This is a genomic window from Geodermatophilus sp. SYSU D00814 (assembly GCF_054050055.1).
The window spans coordinates 18811-35492 of record NZ_JBJGYP010000016.1 but is presented as its reverse complement, the minus strand read 5'-3'; the positions used below and the strand labels follow the sequence as shown (position 1 = coordinate 35492).

18 protein-coding genes are annotated in these 16682 nt (G+C 76.8%); 7 read left to right on the top strand and 11 right to left on the bottom strand.

Annotated elements, in window-relative coordinates; all coding sequences use genetic code 11:
- Nucleotides 1-7: 7 nt before the first annotated feature.
- Nucleotides 8-523 (top strand): PGPGW domain-containing protein, encoded by a 516-nt coding sequence (locus ACI780_RS13970; protein WP_456872686.1) that lies wholly within the window; start codon nucleotides 8-10, stop codon nucleotides 521-523.
- An 84-nt stretch (nucleotides 524-607) separates the two neighbouring features.
- Nucleotides 608-1798: an FUSC family protein gene (locus tag ACI780_RS13965; RefSeq protein ID WP_457003569.1), complete on the top strand. Its 1191-nt coding sequence runs from the start codon at nucleotides 608-610 to the stop codon at nucleotides 1796-1798.
- 3 nt (nucleotides 1799-1801) lie between these two features.
- Here the strand turns inward: ACI780_RS13965 and map (ACI780_RS13960) are convergent, their stop codons facing one another.
- Together map (ACI780_RS13960) and ACI780_RS13955 are read right to left on the bottom strand one after the other, a co-directional pair.
- Nucleotides 1802-2584 (bottom strand): type I methionyl aminopeptidase, encoded by a 783-nt coding sequence (gene map, locus ACI780_RS13960; protein ID WP_457003567.1) that lies wholly within the window; start codon nucleotides 2582-2584, stop codon nucleotides 1802-1804.
- 65 nt (nucleotides 2585-2649) lie between these two features.
- A complete protein-coding gene (locus ACI780_RS13955) occupies nucleotides 2650-2871 on the bottom strand; it encodes a hypothetical protein (protein WP_456872683.1) in 222 nt (73 codons plus the stop codon).
- Between the two features lie 180 nt (nucleotides 2872-3051).
- Here ACI780_RS13955 and ACI780_RS13950 point away from each other — a divergent pair, with 180 nt between their 5' ends.
- The gene (locus tag ACI780_RS13950; RefSeq protein WP_457003565.1) at nucleotides 3052-3600 is read left to right on the top strand and encodes a DUF6328 family protein; all 549 of its coding nucleotides are present in this window, start codon (nucleotides 3052-3054) and stop codon (nucleotides 3598-3600) included.
- Nucleotides 3601-3611: 11 nt separating this feature from the next.
- Here ACI780_RS13950 and map (ACI780_RS13945) read toward each other — a convergent pair whose 3' ends face one another.
- Nucleotides 3612-4385, bottom strand: coding sequence for a type I methionyl aminopeptidase (map, locus tag ACI780_RS13945; protein WP_457003562.1), 774 nt, complete (start codon nucleotides 4383-4385; stop codon nucleotides 3612-3614).
- 53 nt (nucleotides 4386-4438) lie between these two features.
- On the opposite strand from map (ACI780_RS13945), the gene ACI780_RS13940 reads away from it, so the two are divergent.
- Nucleotides 4439-4708: a helix-turn-helix domain-containing protein gene (locus ACI780_RS13940; protein ID WP_457003560.1), complete on the top strand. Its 270-nt coding sequence runs from the start codon at nucleotides 4439-4441 to the stop codon at nucleotides 4706-4708.
- Between the two features lie 381 nt (nucleotides 4709-5089).
- On the opposite strand, the gene ACI780_RS13935 is transcribed toward ACI780_RS13940, so the two are convergent.
- Both ACI780_RS13935 and ACI780_RS13930 read right to left on the bottom strand, forming a co-directional pair.
- Entirely contained in the window at nucleotides 5090-6580 is a 1491-nt protein-coding gene (locus ACI780_RS13935) for a DUF222 domain-containing protein (protein ID WP_457003558.1), read from the bottom strand.
- Nucleotides 6581-6589: 9 nt separating this feature from the next.
- On the bottom strand, nucleotides 6590-7093 hold the full coding sequence (locus ACI780_RS13930; RefSeq protein WP_457003556.1) for a very short patch repair endonuclease: 504 nt from the start codon (nucleotides 7091-7093) through the stop codon (nucleotides 6590-6592).
- Nucleotides 7094-7143: 50 nt separating this feature from the next.
- Between ACI780_RS13930 and ACI780_RS13925 the strand changes: the two genes are divergently transcribed.
- Entirely contained in the window at nucleotides 7144-8574 is a 1431-nt protein-coding gene (locus tag ACI780_RS13925; protein WP_457003554.1) for a hypothetical protein, read from the top strand.
- Here the strand turns inward: ACI780_RS13925 and ACI780_RS13920 are convergent.
- From ACI780_RS13920 to ACI780_RS13895, 6 genes are all read right to left on the bottom strand, one after another.
- Complete coding sequence (locus ACI780_RS13920) at nucleotides 8489-9247, bottom strand: glycosyltransferase (protein ID WP_457003552.1); 759 nt, start codon at nucleotides 9245-9247, stop codon at nucleotides 8489-8491. The two genes, ACI780_RS13925 and ACI780_RS13920, sit on opposite strands and share 86 nt — an antisense overlap.
- Entirely contained in the window at nucleotides 9244-10098 is an 855-nt protein-coding gene (locus ACI780_RS13915) for an NAD-dependent epimerase/dehydratase family protein (protein WP_457003550.1), read from the bottom strand. Before ACI780_RS13915 ends, ACI780_RS13920 begins: the two co-directional genes overlap by 4 nt.
- Nucleotides 10095-10886 (bottom strand): aldolase/citrate lyase family protein, encoded by a 792-nt coding sequence (locus tag ACI780_RS13910; RefSeq protein ID WP_456872674.1) that lies wholly within the window; start codon nucleotides 10884-10886, stop codon nucleotides 10095-10097. The genes ACI780_RS13915 and ACI780_RS13910 overlap by 4 nt, the downstream gene beginning before the upstream one ends.
- Before the next feature lie 44 nt (nucleotides 10887-10930).
- Complete coding sequence (locus ACI780_RS13905) at nucleotides 10931-11998, bottom strand: ABC transporter ATP-binding protein (RefSeq protein ID WP_457003548.1); 1068 nt, start codon at nucleotides 11996-11998, stop codon at nucleotides 10931-10933.
- Nucleotides 11995-13497, bottom strand: a complete 1503-nt coding sequence (locus ACI780_RS13900; protein ID WP_457003546.1) for an ABC transporter permease — start codon at nucleotides 13495-13497, stop codon at nucleotides 11995-11997. Before ACI780_RS13900 ends, ACI780_RS13905 begins: the two co-directional genes overlap by 4 nt.
- Before the next feature lie 89 nt (nucleotides 13498-13586).
- A complete protein-coding gene (locus ACI780_RS13895) occupies nucleotides 13587-14609 on the bottom strand; it encodes an iron ABC transporter substrate-binding protein (protein WP_457003545.1) in 1023 nt (340 codons plus the stop codon).
- A 171-nt stretch (nucleotides 14610-14780) separates the two neighbouring features.
- Between ACI780_RS13895 and ACI780_RS13890 the strand changes: the two genes are divergently transcribed.
- Nucleotides 14781-15815, top strand: coding sequence for an ATP-binding cassette domain-containing protein (locus tag ACI780_RS13890; RefSeq protein ID WP_456872670.1), 1035 nt, complete (start codon nucleotides 14781-14783; stop codon nucleotides 15813-15815).
- Complete coding sequence (locus tag ACI780_RS13885) at nucleotides 15812-16660, top strand: ABC transporter permease (RefSeq protein WP_456872669.1); 849 nt, start codon at nucleotides 15812-15814, stop codon at nucleotides 16658-16660. The genes ACI780_RS13890 and ACI780_RS13885 overlap by 4 nt, the downstream gene beginning before the upstream one ends.
- Nucleotides 16661-16682 lie beyond the last annotated feature (22 nt).

Genomic DNA, 16682 nt, shown 5'->3' with positions numbered 1-16682 from the left:
GGGGACCGTGGACCGCACCGACACCCGCAGCGTGACCTTCGCCGGCAACCGGGCCGACGACCGGACCGACCACGGCAGGCGCCACGACGACGGCCCGCGCGGGGCGACCCGCTGTCCCGACTGCACCGACGGGTTGGGCCAGCCGCGTCCGGTGGAGCCGGGCTCGTGGCGCGACCGGGTCCGGAAGAACCCGGCGCTGGCGCTGCCGTACCGGATCGCCGTCTTCGTCGTCGGCCTGCTGTTCGTGCTGCTCGGCCTGGCGCTGACGGTGCTGCCCGGCCCGCTCACGATCCCGCCGATCCTGGTCGGGCTGTGGGTGTGGTCCACGGAGTTCGAGTGGGCGCGGCGGATCTTCGCCACCTTCCGCCGCAAGGCGGTCGACACCTGGCGGCACGCGAAGCAGCACCCGGTCAGCTCGCTCGCGGTGACCGTCGGCGGCCTCGCCGCGGCCGCGCTGGTGTTCTGGGCGGTCGGCCGCTTCGACCTGGTGGACCGCGCGACGGGCGCCCTCGGCCTCGGCTGACCCCGGTGTCACCCGGCCGCCGTCCGCGCACCGCGGACGGCGGCCGGTGCGTGTCCGGCCCCGGTGCGGGGAACACCGGCACCCGTGGCCGGATCGCACGCCCTGCCGCGCCGGCTGCCGCGGCTGGTGCGCCGGGGACGCACCCCCGGCCTGCGCACCGCCAAGACCGTGCTGGCCGCGGTGCTGGCGTTCCAGCTCGCGACCTGGCTGGACACCAGCAGCTCGCCGGTCCTCGCCCCGCTGACCGCGCTGCTGGTCGTCCAGCTGACGATGTACGAGACGCTCACGACCGGGTGGGAGCGGATCGCGAGCGTGACCGCCGGTGTCCTCATCGCGGCGCTGTTCGCCTCCGTCGTCGGTCTCACCTGGTGGAGTCTCGGCCTCGTCGTCGCGCTCTCGCTGGTCGTCGGCCGGCTGCTGCGCCTGGGGCCCAACCTGCTCGAGGTCCCGATCAGCGCGATGCTCGTGCTGGCCGTCGGCGGCGCGGAGAGTGCGGCGCTGGACCGCGTCACCGAGACGCTGGTCGGCGCGGCCGTCGGTGTCCTGGTCAACCTCGTGATCGCGCCGCCGCTCTACGTCCAGCCGGCCGGTGAGGCGATCGCGGAACTGGCCGAGCGCATGGCGGAGCTCTGCGAGGACCTCGCGGCGTCGCTCCGGGGCCCGTGGTCGCGCCGCCTCACCGACGAGCTGCTGACCCGCGCCCGCGGGCTGGGGACGGAGGTGGCCCGGGCCGACCGCCGGCTGGCCCGCACCGAGGAGAGTGCCCGCCTCAACCCGCGCGGCCGGGCGGCCCGCGAGGCCCAGCCCCGGCTGCGCAACACGCTGACCGCCCTCGAGCGGGTCCACGTCAGCCTGCGGACCGTCGCCCGCGTGCTGCTCGATCGCACGTACTTCGTGCCCGAGGACGAGGCCGACCGCGCCTGGGCGGGGCCGGCACGGCAGGCGCTGGCCGACGTGCTGCTCGCCGTCGCAGCCACCGTCCGCGACGCCGGGGCCGTGGCGAACGGCACCGGGCCGACCTCCGGCATCGACCCGGCGTGCCTGGACACGCTGCTGGAACTGCGCGGCCGGCTGGCCGACGCGCTGCTGGTCGATCCCCGAGCGGACCCGGCTGCCTGGTCGCAGCACGGCGCGCTGCTCGACGCCGTGGACCTGCTGCGGGTGGAGCTGGCCACGGCCCTGCAGCCGCCGTCGACGTCGTGGGCGCCGCCGCCGCTGGGTGCGGCCTCGCGGCGCGCCGTCCGCCGGGCGGTGACCCGCCGCCGGCGCCGGTGACCGTCAGGGGCGGGTGAGGACGACCGGCCCGTCGTCGGTGACCGCCACGGTGTGCTCGACGTGCGCGGCGCGCCGGCCGTCGGCGGTGACCACCGCCCAGCCGTCCTTCTTGTGCCGGTAGCGGTCGGCACCGGCCAGCAGCATCGGCTCGATGGCCAGCGTGCTGCCGGCGTGCAGCCGCACCCGTTCCAGCCCGGTCTGCGGGCGGTTGGGCACGAACGGCGGCTCGTGCATGGCGCGGCCGATGCCGTGCCCGCCGTGGTCGGGCAGGTGCGCGAAGCCGTGCCGGCGGGCGACGGCGTCGACGGCCTGCGCGACGTCGAGCAGCGTGGCCCCGGGGACGGCGGCGGCGATCCCGGCGGCCAGCGCCTCCTCGGTGGCGGTGACCAGGCGGGTGTCCTGCTCGGTCCCGCCCGACCCGATCGGGATGGTGATCGCGGCGTCACCGTTCCAGCCGTCGACGACGGCGCCGCAGTCGATGCTCAGCAGGTCGCCGTCCTTGAGCCGCTGGCCGCTGGGCCGGCCGTGCACCACGACCTCGTTGGGCGACAGGCACAGCGCGCCGTTGTAGGCCGTCGGCGCCCAGGCCGGCTTGTAGCCGAGGAACGACGACGTCGCCCCGGCCTCGCGGATGCAGGTCTGCGCCAGGTCGTCGAGGTCGCGCAGCCGGACGCCGGGGACCGCCGCGTGGCGCACGGCCGCGAGCGTCTGCGCCACCACCCGGCCGGCGTCGCGCATGGCGTCGAGTTCGTCGGCGGTGCGGGGGGTCAGCACGAGCAGGTCCACACCCCGACGGTACGAGACCGGCCGCCGCGGCCCGCGCGTCCACGGCCGTCGCCCCGGCGGGACCGTCAGCCGGCCGGGTCGCGGCGGACGTCGGCGGGATCCGGCGTCCGGAAGACGGTGTCCACGTCGGCGGGGTCGGGCGCGCCGGACTCGTCCGCGGGGTCGGTCCCGGCGGTCCGGTCGGGCTCCTCCCCGGCGACGCCGAAGCCCTCGGCCGGTGCCGGTGCGCCGGCGCCGGGGTCCGCCGCGGCGATCTCCTCGGCCGGGCCGTTCGCGTTGGGGGTCATCGGTTCCCACATCGACGTCATGGCGGTCCGGTACCCGCCGGTCGGCCGATCCGGTGACCACCGGGCGACCGACGGGTGACCGGCCGGGGGCCGGCAGGTGACGAACGGGCGTCCGGCGGGCATACAGGCCGGATCACGGCAGGGCCGTGGGCGGGGACGGACGGAGGAGGTGCCAAGGAGATGGCCACCACGGGATCGGGGCAGCGGGCACGGGCGGGCGTGCGGCGGGCTGCCGCGCAGCAGGACGGGCGGGGCGCCGACGGCCGGGACGAGTCCCACGCCGAACGCATCGACCGGGAGCTCATGGAGCTGCTCAACGAGCTGCGGATCGCCCTGCCCGGCGTGCAGTTCCTGTTCGCGTTCCTGCTGGTGGTGCCGTTCCAGCAAGCCACCGAGCGGGCGACGGAGTTCCAGCGCGACGTCTACTTCGTCACGCTCATCGCCGCCGTCGTCGCCACGGCGCTGCTGATCTCGCCGGCCGCCCAGCACCGCGCGCTGTTCCGGCAGCACGACAAGGAGGACCTGCTGCGGCGGAGCAACCGCCTGGCCTTCTCGGGCCTGTGCGTCCTCGCGGTCGCGATCGTCTCGGCGGTGGTGCTGGTCGTCGACTTCCTCTTCGCTCTCCCCCAGGCGCTCGTCACCGGCGGCGTGGTCGCCGCGCTGCTGGGGTGGCTGTGGATCGGCAGCCCGCTGCTGCAGCGCGCCCGCGGGAGCACCGCCGGCGAGTGATCCGGCGGCGCTCAGCCCGTCCGGGCCGTCAGGACGCGGGGGCCGTCGTCGGTGACGGCGACGGTGTGCTCGGCGTGGGCGGCGCGGCTGCCGTCGACCGTGCGGATGCTCCAGCCGTCCCCGTCGACGCGGTGGTCGTCGTCGCCGCCGGCCGTGAACCAGGGCTCGATGGCGACGACCAGGCCCGCGCGCAGTCGCAGGCCGCGGCCCGCCCGGCCGTCGTTGGGCACGTAGGGGGCCTCGTGCATGGTGCGCCCGACCCCGTGCCCGCCGTGCTCGGTGTCGACGCCGTACCCGGCGGCCCGGCCGACCGCGCCGACGGCGGCCGAGACGTCCCCCAGCCGGCCGCCGGGGACGGCGGCGGCGATCCCGGACCGCAGGGCCCGCTCCGTCGTCGCGACCAGGGCCGCGTCCGCCGGGCTCACCGTGCCGATCGGGACGGTGACGGCGGAGTCGCCGACCCAGCCGTCGAGACTGGCGCCGGCGTCGACGCTGAGCAGGTCGCCGTCGACGAGGCGCCGGTCGGTCGGGATGCCGTGCAGGGCCACGTCGTTGACCGAGGTGCAGATGACCGCGGGGAACGGCGGCATCGACCGGTGCGGCCGGTAGCCGAGGAACGGTGACCCGGCGCCGGCCTGCTCCAGCACGTCCCGGGCCACCTCGTCGAGGTCGCGCAGGCGCACCCCGGCCGCGGCGTGCCGGCAGACGGCCGTGAGCACCTGGGCGACGACCTGCCCGGCGGCGTGCATGGCGTCGATCTCGCCCGGGGTCCGCAGCTCCACCATCGTCCGGGCCTCCTCGCCGACCGGTATTGGTATGCCGGTATTAGTATCACGGCATGGTGCGCCCGCCGCTGTCCCCCGCCGAACGCGACCGCGGCCGCCGGCTCGGGGAACTGCTCCGCTCTGCTCGCGGGCCGCGCAGCCAGGCCGCGGTGGCCGCCGCCTCGGGAGTGAGCCTCGAGGCGCTGCGCAAGATCGAGTCCGGCCGGATCCCGATGCCGGCCTTCTTCACCGTGGCGGCACTGGCCGGGGCACTCGGCCTGTCCCTGGACCGGGTCGCGTCGGCGCTGTCCGCGAAGTCGGACGACGTCCGGCGCACCGCCTGACCTCGAGCGGTCGCGACTCCCCCGGGCACCTGACGGAGACAGGGGCGGGCATCTGGATGTCGCCGTCGGGCGTGGCCGTAGGTTCCGGCCGGGCGCATCCTCGACCGCTGGCGGCAGCGCCTCCCCTTCTTCGGGAGCTGCTCGTCCTGCGGGCACGACAGCCGCGAGCATCCCGGCACACCAGGAGTCGACGGCCCGGAGTGCGGTGAGTGCGTCTACGAGGTGCAGCACGAGCAGCGGCCGGAGGGCGCCGGCCCGCTGTGCACGAGACCCGCGCCTGGACCGCCCGGAGGACCGTGACGCCGTAGCCATGGTGGCCAGCAGGGACACGGGTCGAGGCAGCGTCGTCCGCACGGACGGGATCGGGACGGCTGCAGGTCGTCAGAACGGCGGCGGGTCGTCGTCCGGGGCGGCCGGTTCTTCTGCTCCAGGTGGTTCGGGCTCCGGCGGCGGTGGTGGTCGCAGGCCCGGTGGCCGGGTGGTGCGGGTGATGCCCGACGGGGTGGTGACGGTGAGCGTCCCGTCTGCGGCCATGTGGAAGCGCCAGCCGCGGGCGAAGGTCTTCACCCGGTGATGCGAGCGGCACAGGCAGCACAGGTTGGCGCAGTCGGTGGCCCCACCGGCGGCGTGCGGGAGGACGTGGTCGGCGTCGGCCCAGCCCACCCGTTGGCCGCAGGTGGGGAAGCGGCAGGTGCGGTCGCGGGTGCGGACGAACGCCTGCTGCGCCGCCGAGGGCGTGTAGCCGTCCCGGCCCGCCGGCCGGTCGAGCACCGGGCAGTCGCACTCGGTCTCCGCATGATCAGGGCAGCCTCGGGTGGCCAGCTTCCGTAGCCGGTTCAGCGTCGCGGTCGCCCGGAGCGTCCCGTCGCCCTCGGTCAGCGCCACCGTCACCGTGCCGCCCTCGGGGGTCTGCACGCCGAGCGCGTCGAGCTGTCGCAGCAGTTCGCGCAGGTGGGCGGCGGTGATCGGCAGTCCGTTCACCGCCCCGGCCTGGTCCGAGCGGCCGGCCAGGGCGGCGAGGGTGGCGATGATCTGCAGGTGCGCGGTCACCGCCGGCCCGGCCTGCCAGGGCCGCTGCAGCAGGTCGGCGAACACCAGCGTGCGCAGCTGCCCGATCGGGCGGGGATCGCCGTCGGCCTTCAGCATCCGGGCCAGTGCATCGACGGTCGCGTGGCAGGCGGCGGCCACGTCGGTGGGCAGGTCGGCGGCCAGCGTGCTCATCCCGTCCGACGGCGACGCGTAGACCCGCACGTCCGAGCGCCGTTCGGCGGTGTTGCGCCGTTCGTCGATGGCCTCCGAGTCGGCTTCCAGCAGGAGTTCGAGGGCGCGCTTCTTCAGCTTGCCGACGGTCAGCTGCGCGGCCTCGGGCAGCACGGCGGCCTCGATGCGGCGGGCCAGGGCCGGGGCGGTGTGCTGCAGCACGTCGACCAGCGCCTTCGCGCGGGCCTCGTCCAGCTCCCCGGCGGCCAGCGCGGCCCAGGTCGCGGGCAGCCGTTCGCGGTAGGTCCAGGCGCGGGTGGCCAGGTGGTTGGCCGTACCCCGGCCGCAGTTGAGGACCACCGCCAGCTCGGCGGTGAAGAACTCCGAGACACCGGGCAGCTCGGTGTCCGGCGCCCACGACCCACGCCGCCTGGCACCCGGCGTGCCCGGTGCGGGGTCGTCGTCGGCCGGGCGGGCCTCGGCCAACCGCAGCACCAGCTCCGCCTCGTAGGCCGCCTCCATCGCCCGACGCTGCTGCACCCGCTGCAACTCAGCGGCGGCCTGCTCGTCGGACAGCACCGCCACCGGCAGCCGCGGCACCTGTACGGGCCGCTCGACGAGCCACCCGGCGAGCGCCCGCTCCACCGGCGACACGTACTCCACGACCTCCACGACCCCAACCTACGCACGGGGTACGACAGAAACGGGGCCCTGACCAGGAGCAACGCGACCGAGGGCCGCACAGATCGCGTCGGCGACGTCGTCGGGGTCCTCGTGCTCCCAGAACCGCAGCACCCGCCACCCCAGCCCGGTGAGGACGGCGTCGGCGCGGCGGTCGCGGGCGGTGTTGCCGGCCAGCTTGGCCGCCCACCACTCCTGGTTGGCCTTCGGAAGGTGTCCGCAGGTCGAGCACCCGTGCCAAAAACAGCCGTCGAGGAACACGACCAGCCGCCGGCCCTTCCACACGATGTCGCCTCGGGCGCGGGTCTCGGGACAGGGGCGCACATCGACGCGAAAGCGGACTCCCCGCGCGTGCAGCCGTCGGCGGACGGCCAGCTCGTGGCGGGTGTCGCGCCGGCCCTGCCGGCGGAACCGGGCAGCCACCACCTCGGAGGACGGCGGCGGCGCCGGCCCCGGCCCGGCCGTCGGGTCGGAGCCGGCCGAGGTCACCCGGACGTGCTCCACCGCCCCACCGACACCGACCGGCAGGTGAGGTTCGCCTACCCTTCCTCCCCGTGACCGCGACGGCCGACCGGACGCTCGACGCCCCGTCAGCGACCGCACCGCCGCGCTGGTCGCCCGTCGAGCTGCTGCCCCCCGCGGTGCTGGGGCTGCTGTGCGCCGTCCTGCTCGCCCCCGGCCACGGGTTGTGGTTCGACGAGGCGTTCACCTCCGAGGTGGCCCGCCGCCCGCTCGGCGACATCCTGCGCGCGATCGTCACCGGCGAGGGCGTCACCAGCTACCTCGCCGACGTCCCGCCGTCCTACAACGCCCCGTACTACCTCGTCGTGCACGCCTGGGTGTCGCTGCCGGGGCTGGGCGGCGACACGTCGCTGCGGGTGCTGTCGGTGCTGGCCACCGCCGGCGGCCTGGCGCTCGTCACGCGGGCGGTCACCCGGCTGGCCGGGCGCCCCACGGGCGTGCTCACCGGGCTGGTGCCCGCCTGCGCCCCGCTGCTGCTCGAGCAGGCCGTGGAGGCCCGCAGCTACGGGCTCGCGGTGCTGGCCACCGGCGGTGCGGTCCTGGGCCTGACCCGCTGGCTGCAGGAGCGCCGCGGCCTGCTGCTGTTCGGTCTGGCCGGCGCCGGGATGGGCCTGGCGCACTGGTACGCGGTCACGGTCCTCGCCGCGTTCGTCGTCGCGGCGCTGCTGCTGCGCGGCCGGGCCGCCACCAGGGTCGCCGTCGTCGGCACGCTGGCCGCCCTGCCGGCCGTCGGCCTGGTCGGGGTCAACCTGCTCAACGGCACCGGCGGCCGCAACGCCGAGCACCTGCGCGACACCGGCGGCACCCTCGCCGACCTCGCCGTCGCGGCCTGGTCCGGCGGCCGCACCCCGCTGCTGTACCTCACCGTCGGGCTGGCCGTGGTCGGCGCGCTGCGTGGCGCCGGGGTCCGCGCCGTCGGCGCCTGCTGGCTGCTGGTGCCGCTGCTGCTCCTGCTGGCCGCCGAGACCGTCCGGCCGGTGTACCTGCCCCGCTACCTGCTGGCCGGGCTGATCGGCCTGGGTGTGCTGGCCGCGGCCGGGGTGACCGCGCTGCCCCGGGGCGCCCGTACGCCGGTGGCCGCGGCCCTGCTCGGCCTGTCGCTGGTGGCCTCCGCGCCACTGGCCGTCCGCGAGCCGCGGGAACGCTCCGACGACGTCGTCGCCCTGCTGCTGCGCGAGCAGCGTCCCGGCGAGCCGGTGGTGGCCGCCGACCAGCGGGCCGCGATGGGGCTCGACCACTTCGTCCGCACGGAGGGCCCGCGGCTGCGCCCCGACGTCGTCCTCCCGCCCGACGACGCCCCCGCCGACGCCGACCGCGTCTGGCTGGTCCGGCGGCTGGTCGACGGCGAGCCGGTGCCCACCGACGACGACGCGATCCTCAGCGACGCCGGGCTGTCGCTGACCCGGACCTGGGACCTGCCGGCCGTGAAGACCGACCTGGTCGTGCAGCTCTGGACCCGCTGACCGCCCACGCCAGCGACCGCAGCGACTGCCGCAGTCGCGCGCGGGCGGTCCACGCCGACTCCCCCACCGGCCGCCGGTCGCGCGCGACGGGCACGCTGGTCAGCGGCGTGCCGGCCAGGCCCGCGGCGAGGACGACGCTGGGCGCGTCGCCGCCGAGCACCGCGCCGACGACGGCGTCGCGCACCGTCGGCCCGAGGGCGAGGAACGCGCCGGCGTCGGGCGGCAGGCCGGTGAGCGCGGCGGCGACCCGCCGGTGCAGCCCCCCGGTCAGCCGCCGCGCCGGCGACTCGTAGCGGCCGCGGCGGCCGGCGAACACCGCACCGACGTCGCCGCGGGCCAGCCGGTCGAGCAGCGCCGGCACCGCCTCGGGCGGGTCCTGCAGGTCGGCGTCGAGGCAGACCCACGCGTCGGCGTCCTCGGCGGCCAGCCCGGTGGCCAGCGCCCGGTGCTGGCCGACGTTGACCGCCAGCGCGGTCACGGCCACCCGCGGGTCCCCGGCGGCGAGCGAGCGCGCGACCGCCAGGCTGCCGTCGGGCGAGGCGTCGACCACCAGCCGCAGCCGCCAGTCCCGGCCCGCGAGCGCCGCGGCCAGCCGGGCGTGCAGGGGCCGCAGCGTCGCCTCGTTGCCGTGCACGGGGACGACGACGGCGACGGCGACGCGGAGCGGGGTCACGCCGCCCACGTGCGGGCCAGCCCCTCGGCCAGGTCGACCGTCGGCGTCCAGCCCAGCAGCGCGCGGGCCGCCCGTGGGTCGCACACCCAGTCGGCGGTGTCCCAGTGCCGGCCCGGGTGGGCGCCCCGCACGGTGGCGATCGGGCGGCCGGTGACCCGCTCCGCGGTGGCGACGAGCTCCGCGACGTCGGTCTGCACGCCGGTGCCGACGTTGACCACCGCGCCGGGCGGGAGGTCGTCGGCCAGCGCGGCCCGCACGCACGCGTCGACGACGTCGCCCACCCACACCCAGTCCCGTCGGCTGACCGCGGCCGGCAGCGGCACCGCCGCGCCGGTGCGGGCGGCGGCGAGCACCACCGGCACCAGCCGGGTCGGGTGGTCGCCGGGGCCGTAGACCTGGAAGGCGCGCACCACTGCGGCGCGCACCCCCCGCTCGGCCGCGGCGGCCTGCAGCAGCAGCGAGCCGGCCGCCTTGGTGGCGCCGAAGAAGCCGCGCGGGCGCAGCGGCGCGTCCTCGTCCAGCGGCGCCGGACCGGCGGCGTACTCGGTCGACGAGCCCAGCCGCACCACCGCGCGGCACCGGTCGGGCAGGGCGTCGACCAGCCAGGGACTGGTGTTGACGGCCACCGTCGCCGCCCGTTCGGCAGGGGTCGCCTTCGCCCGCCCCGCAGCGAGGGAGAAGACGACGTCGGGGTCGGCGGCCCGCACCGCCGCCGCGGCGGCGAGCGGGTCGGCGAGGTCGACGTCGGCCCGGGTCAGCCCGGTGACCGCCCAGCCGTCGGCCTCCAGCCGCGCCACCAGGTGCCGGCCGACGAAGCCGCCGGCGCCGGTGACCAACGCCCGGCCGCTCACGCGGGGACGGGCACGGGGGCGGCGGCCTCCTCGACCGCGGCCACGAACGCCTCCCGCCGGCCGGCCGCGGTCAGCGGGTCGGCGTCGGCGAGGTCGGCCAGCGAGGCGAGCAGCCGGGGCACCTCGGTGAACGGGTCGCGGCCGGCCATGTCGGCGGTGAACGAGCGGCGCAGGAAGGTGAAGTCGGTGCCCAGCCGGACCAGCTCGGCGGCCAGCAGCTCCCCCGGCACGGGGAACCCGCCGCCGGGCAGGGTCAGCCCGCCGACGCCGAAGGGCACCGGGACGGCGGCGCGGACGGCGTCGATCGTGCCGTCGACCAGCGGGCGGAACAGCTCGGTCGACCGCCGGTCGATGCGCAGGTCGTTGAGCCCGACGTACACCCGCGACAGCGGCCGCGCGGCCAGCTCGGCGACCCGGTCGACGGCGTCCTGGGTCTCGACCAGGATCCCCAGCCCGCAGCGGCCGGCGACCAGCTCGAGGGTGCGGTCGACCTCCTCGGGCGTGCGCACCATCGGCAGCAGGATCTCGTCGGCGCCGGCCGCGACGGCGTCGGCGACCTCGCGCGGCGTCCACGGGCCGGCGGCGTTGACACGGCACAGCAGCCGGCCGTCGGTGGCCGCGCGCACGCGGACGAGATCGGCGAGGGTGTCGCCGTTGATCTGGGTGCCCTCGCCGGCCTGCCGCCGGTGCTTCCCGCGGCGCTCCCAGTCGACGACGATCCCGCTCGCGCCGGCGGCGACGACGTCCCGCCCCCAGGCGGCGTCCACGGTGAAGAGGAACAGGTCCACGGCGGTGAGCTTAGGCACACCTAACTCGGACCCGGCGCCCAGGGTCAGGCCGGCGTCGGCTCCGAGGTCCGCGGCACGCCCGGGGCCGCCGCCGGGAAGGGCACCGCGGGGCCGGCGACGACCACGCCGACCTGCGTCCCCTCGGCCGGCAGGTCGCCGCCCTCGGTGCGCGCGCTCACCCGCAGACCCGAGGGCAGCTCCAGCTCGATGCGCGCGTCGTGGCCGTAGAAGTCGACGCCGCGGACCCGCGCGGGCACCCCCGCCCCGGGCGAGAGCCGCAGCTGCTCGGGCCGCAGCATCACCCGGACCGGCCCGTCGGGGCAGGGCCGCCCGAGCGCCAGCTCCCCGAGCTCGGAGGCGACCCGCCCGCCGGTCGCAGCGCCGTCGAGGACCACCGCCTCCCCGACGAACGCGGCGACGTCGAGGTCGCGGGGCTCGCGGTAGAGCGTGCGCGGGTCGGCCAGCTGCGCCAGCGTGCCGCCGCGCACCACCGCCACCTGGTCGGCGGTCGACAGCGCCTCGGCCTGGTCGTGGGTGACCAGCACGGCCGTGGCGCCGGTGGCCCGCAGCGCCTCGGCGACCGCGCGGCGGGTGTCCTCGCGCAGCGCGGCGTCGAGGGAGGAGAACGGCTCGTCGAGCAGCACCAGCGAGGGCTCGGGCGCCAGCGCGCGGGCCAGCGCCACCCGCTGCTGCTGGCCACCGGAGAGCTGGTGCGGCGCGCGGTCGGCGAGGGCGGCGTCGAGGCCGACGAGGGCCAGCAGCCCGGCGATCCGCGTGCGGTCGCGGCGCAGCCGGCGGGGCAGCCCGAAGGCCACGTTGCCCGCCACGCTCAGGTGCGGGAACAGCCCGCCCTCCTGCGGGACGAAGCCGATGCCGCGCGACCGGGCGGGGACGCCGCGGCCGGCGCCGGCCACCACCCGCCCGCCGAGCTCGACGGTGCCGGCGTCGGGGTCGTCGAAGCCCGCGACGATCCGCAGCAGCGTCGTCTTGCCGCAGCCGGAGGGGCCCAGCAGCGCGGTGGTCGTCCCGGCCGGGACGTGCAGGTCCACCCCGGTGAGCACCGGGGTGCGGCCGTAGGACTTCGCCAGGCCGGAGACGGTCAGCGCGCTCATGGGGTCGGACCTCGTCGGGGGAGGGCGTCTCGGGACAGCAGCACCGTGGCCGGTGCCGAGAGCAGCACCATGACGACGGCGTAGGGGGCGGCGGCGCCGAACTCGAGGGCACTGCTCGCCGACCAGAACGCCGTGGCGAGCGTCTCGGTGCCCGTGGGGGCCAGCAGCAGCGTGGCGGTGAGCTCGGTGACCACCGCGAGGAACACCAGCGCCGCGCCGGCGCCGATGCCGGGGGCCAGCAGCGGGAGGGTCACCCGCCACAGCCGGGCCGGCGCGGAGACGCCCAGGGAGGCGGCGACGTCGTCGTGCACCGGCGGGGACTGCTCGACCGCGGCGCGCACCGTGACGATCGCCCGGGGCAGGAAGAGGATCGCGTAGGCCGCCAGCAGCACCGGCACCGTCTGGTACAGCGCCGGCAGCACCCGGATGCTCACCGCCACCAGCGCCAGCGCGACGACGATCGCCGGCACCGCGCTGCCGAGGTAGGTGGTGCGCTCGAGCAGGGTCGCCACCGGCCCGCGGCGGCGCACGGCCAGCCACCCGGTGGGCAGGGCGAGCACGGTGGTGACGGCGGCGGCCGCGGCGGCCAGCGCCAGCGTCGTCCCGGTCGTGGTGGCCAGCGCCGCCCAGTCGACCCGCGCGGAGGTGCCGGTGCGGAACCACGACACCAGCGCGGCGAGCGGCACGAGCAGCGACAGCGCCACCACCGTGGTGAGGGCCAGCAGTGCGGGGCCGGTGAGCGCGCCGAGCCGGACCGGGCGCACCCGGCGGGCGGCGCCGGCCCCGGTGCGGGCGTAGCCGCGGGTGCCGCGCAGCCGGATCTCGGCCAGCAGCAGCACCAGGCACAGCAGCACGAGCACGCCGGCGAGCATGGTGGCGGCGGGTCCGTTGAAGGTGGCGCGGTACTGGTCGTAGACGGCGGTGGTGAAGGTCGGGTAGCGCAGCATGGCCAGCGCGCCGAACTCGGCGAGCACGTGCAGGGCGACCAGCAGCGTCCCGCCGAGTACGGCCACCCGCAGCTGCGGCAGCTGCACCCGCCGGAACACCCCCCACGTCGACAGGCCCAGCCCCCGGGCGGTCTCCTCCAGCGCGGGGTCGAGCCCGCGGAACGCCGCGACGGCGGGCAGGTAAACGAACGGCGCGTAGGCCAGCGACACGACCAGCAGGGCACCGCCGTAGGTGTCCAGGCCGGGCAGCAGCGAGATCCACGCCGAGCTGCTCACGAACGCCGGCAGGGCCAGCGGCGCGACCAGCAGCACGTGCCAGACGCGGCGGCCGGGCAGCGCGGTGCGCTCGACCAGCCAGGCGGCGCCGACGCCGAGCACCGCGGTGACGGCGACGGTGCCCGCGACCAGCCGGACGGTGTTGCCCAGCAGCTCGGCGACCCGCGGCCGGAACACCAGCTCCGCCACGCCGCTCCAGCCGACCTCGGCGACGGCCACCGCGATGTGCACCAGCGGCAGCAGCGCGAGCGCGGCGACGGCCGCCGCCAGCGCCACCGTGACCGGGGCGCGGCGGGCCCGGGACGCGCGGTGGCCCCGCGACGCCCGTGCGGTCGGCGTCGCGGCGGCCGGTCCGGCGGTGAGGCTCAGAGCAGCCCCACCTCCTGCATGAGCTCGGTGACCTGCTCCTGGTCGAGGGAGGCGGGGTCGACCGCGGGGGCGCCGAGGGTGTCCAGCGGCGGCAGCGCCTCGGCGGACGGCACCCCGACGCCGACGGCGTACTCGAGGGCGGTGCTCTCGGCCAGCCGGGCCTGCGCCTCGGGCGCGGTCAGGTAGGCGACCAGCCGCTGGGCGTCGTCCTGCTGGTCGGAGGAGGCGAGGACGCCGGCGCCGGAGGTGCTCAGGAAGGCGCCGGGGTCGCCGTTGCCGAAGAGGTGCAGCCGGGCGTCGTCGCCCTTGAGGCCGCCCTCGGCCTGGTCGCGGTACCAGTAGTAGTGGTACATGACGCCGGCGTCGATCTCGCCCTCGTCGGCGGCGACCATCACGGCGGTGTTGCTCTGGTAGACGGCGGCGTTGCGCTCGAGACCCTCGAGCCAGGCGCGGGTGGCCTCCTCGCCGCGCAGCGCCAGGACGGCGGCGACGATCGCCTGGAAGTCCGCGCCGCCGGCGGCGATGCCGATGCGGCCCTCCCAGGCCGGGTCGGCCAGGTCGAGGATCGACGCCGGCAGCTGGTCCTCCGGCAGGGCCGTGGGGTCGTACACGAGCACGGTGGAGCGGGCGGCGAAGCCGGTCCAGGTGCCCGAGGAGGGCCGGAACTGCTCGCCCACCTGGTCGAGCGTCTCCTGCTCCAGCGGCGCGAGCAGCCCCTCGCGGTCGAGCACGGCGATCGACGGGCTGTTCTCGGTGAGGAAGACGTCGGCCGGGGAGGCCTCGCCCTCCTGCACGATCTGGTTGGCCAGCTCCGCGTCGTTGCCGTCGCGGAACTCCACCTCGATGCCGGTCTCCTCGGTGAAGCCCTCGAGCATGGTGCGCACCAGGCTCTCGTGCTGGGCGCTGTACACGGTGAGCGTGTCGGCGTCGGCGGCCCCCGCGCTGCCGCAGGCGGCCAGCGCCCCGGAGAGGCAGACGGCGGTCAGCGCAGCAGCGGTCGCCCGGCCGGGCCTGGTCACGGGTCCTCCAAGAGACGTGGGACGGCGGTGTCGTCAGCCGCCCAGGGTAGGCACACCTAAGCAGACGTGCCGAGGGTGCGGGACCGATGAGTCACCGGTGCCGCCCCGGTCCTCCTGTCAGACCCGTGCGGGACCGTGCGGGCACCGACACGGGAGCGGGAGGTGGGGCACGTGACGGCGTACGTCGGCGACACGGTGCCGGCCGGGGACCAGGCAGCGGGCGGCGGGGACGTCCCGGCCATCGAGGCCACGGGACTGGTCAAGCGGTTCGGCGCGACGACGGCGGTGGCCGGTGTCGACCTGTGCATCCCGCAGGGCGGCGTCCACGGCTTCCTCGGGCCCAACGGTGCGGGCAAGACCACCACCATCCGGATGCTGGCCACCCTCATCCCGCCCGACGGCGGGCGGGCGCGGGTCTTCGGCCACGACGTCGTCACCGACGCCGACGCCGTCCGCGCGCGGGTGAGCCTCACCGGCCAGTTCGCCTCGCTCGACGAGGACCTCACCGGCGCGGAGAACCTGCTCCTGCTGGCCCGGCTGCTCGGCTACTCCCGGGCCGCGGCGCGCCAGCGCACCGACCAGCTGCTGAGCGCCTTCGGCCTCACCGAGGCGGCCGGCAGGCAGGTCAAGCACTACTCCGGCGGCATGCGGCGGCGGGTCGACATCGCCGCGAGCATCGTCGTCCGGCCCGACCTGGTCTTCCTCGACGAGCCGACCACCGGCCTCGACCCGCGCAGCCGCAACCAGGTCTGGGACGTCGTCCGCGCGCTGGTCCGCGGCGGGACGACGGTGCTGCTCACCACCCAGTACCTCGACGAGGCCGACCAGCTCGCCGACCGCATCTCGGTCATCGACGCCGGCCGGGTCATCGCCGAGGGCACGCCGGGGGCGCTGAAGGCGTCGGTGGGCTCGGGCACGCTGCACGTGCGGGTGCTCGACCCGGCCCGCCGCGGCACCGCGCGCGAGCTGCTCGAGCGGGTGCTGGGCGTGCCGGTGGCCGAGGACGGCGACCCGGCGGCGCTCACCGCCCGCGTGCCCGAGGCCGGACCGGCGGCCCGGGCGCTCACCGCACTCGAGGGCGCCGGCATCGAGCTGGCCCAGTTCGCGCTCGGCCAGCCGAGCCTCGACGAGGTGTTCCTCGCCCTGACCGGCCGGCCCGCCGAGGACGCCGGCACCCCCGCTCCCGACCCGGAGGACCGACGATGACCGCTCTCGACAGCGCCCCTCCCCCGCTCGCCGCACCCGACACCGCCGCGGTGCTGGCCGCGCTCGGCTCCGGGGAGCGCCCGCGGCCGCAGGGCCCGCTGGCGGCCTCGGCCACCTTCGGGTGGCGCACGCTGCTGCGGATCAAGCACGTACCCGAGCAGCTGTTCGACGTCACGGTCTTCCCGGTGATGCTGACGCTGATCTTCACGTACCTCTTCGGCGGCGCCCTGGCCGGCTCGGTCGAGGCCTACGTGCAGTTCTTCCTGCCCGGGATCCTCGTGCAGAGCATCCTCATGATCACGATGTACACCGGCGTCGCCCTCAACACCGACATCGAGAAGGGCGTCTTCGACCGCATCCGCTCGCTGCCGGTGTGGCGGCCCTCGGCGCTGGTCGGCGCGCTGCTGGGCGACGTCGTGCGGTTCACCCTCGCCTCGGTCGTCGTCCTCGGCCTGGGCATGGTGCTGGGGCTGCGTCCCGGTGGCGGGGTCGTTGGCCTGCTGGCCGCGGTCGGGCTGCTGCTGGTCTTCGCCTTCGCCCTCGGCTGGGTCTGGACGTACCTGGCGCTGCGGCTGCGCACCCCGCAGGCGGTCATGGGCTGGTCGATGATGGTGCTGATGCCGCTGACGTTCGGCAGCAACATCTTCGTCGACCCCGCGACGATGCCGGGCTGGCTGCGGTCCGTCGTCGAGGTCAACCCGGTCAGCCACCTGGTCAGCGCGGTGCGCGGCCTGGTGCACGGCGGGGTCGACGTGGCCGACGTCGGGTGGGTGCTGGTCTGGGCCGTGGCGCTGGTCGCCGTCCTCGGGCCGCTGACGATGCGGCGCTACCGCGCCCGCGCCTGAGCCCGCCGCGGCGGTGCGCTAC

Excerpts from the sequence above, each read along its gene's own strand:
- ACI780_RS13905 (WP_457003548.1), bottom strand. The coding sequence starts at position 11,998 with ATGAGCGCGCTGACCGTCTCCGGCCTGGCGAAGTCCTACGGCCGCACC.
- ACI780_RS13950 (WP_457003565.1), top strand. The coding sequence starts at position 3,052 with ATGGCCACCACGGGATCGGGGCAGCGGGCACGGGCGGGCGTGCGGCGG.
- map (WP_457003562.1), bottom strand. The coding sequence starts at position 4,385 with ATGGTGGAGCTGCGGACCCCGGGCGAGATCGACGCCATGCACGCCGCC.
- ACI780_RS13940 (WP_457003560.1), top strand. The coding sequence starts at position 4,439 with ATGGTGCGCCCGCCGCTGTCCCCCGCCGAACGCGACCGCGGCCGCCGG.
- ACI780_RS13955 (WP_456872683.1), bottom strand. The coding sequence starts at position 2,871 with ATGACCCCCAACGCGAACGGCCCGGCCGAGGAGATCGCCGCGGCGGAC.
- ACI780_RS13885 (WP_456872669.1), top strand. The coding sequence starts at position 15,812 with ATGACCGCTCTCGACAGCGCCCCTCCCCCGCTCGCCGCACCCGACACC.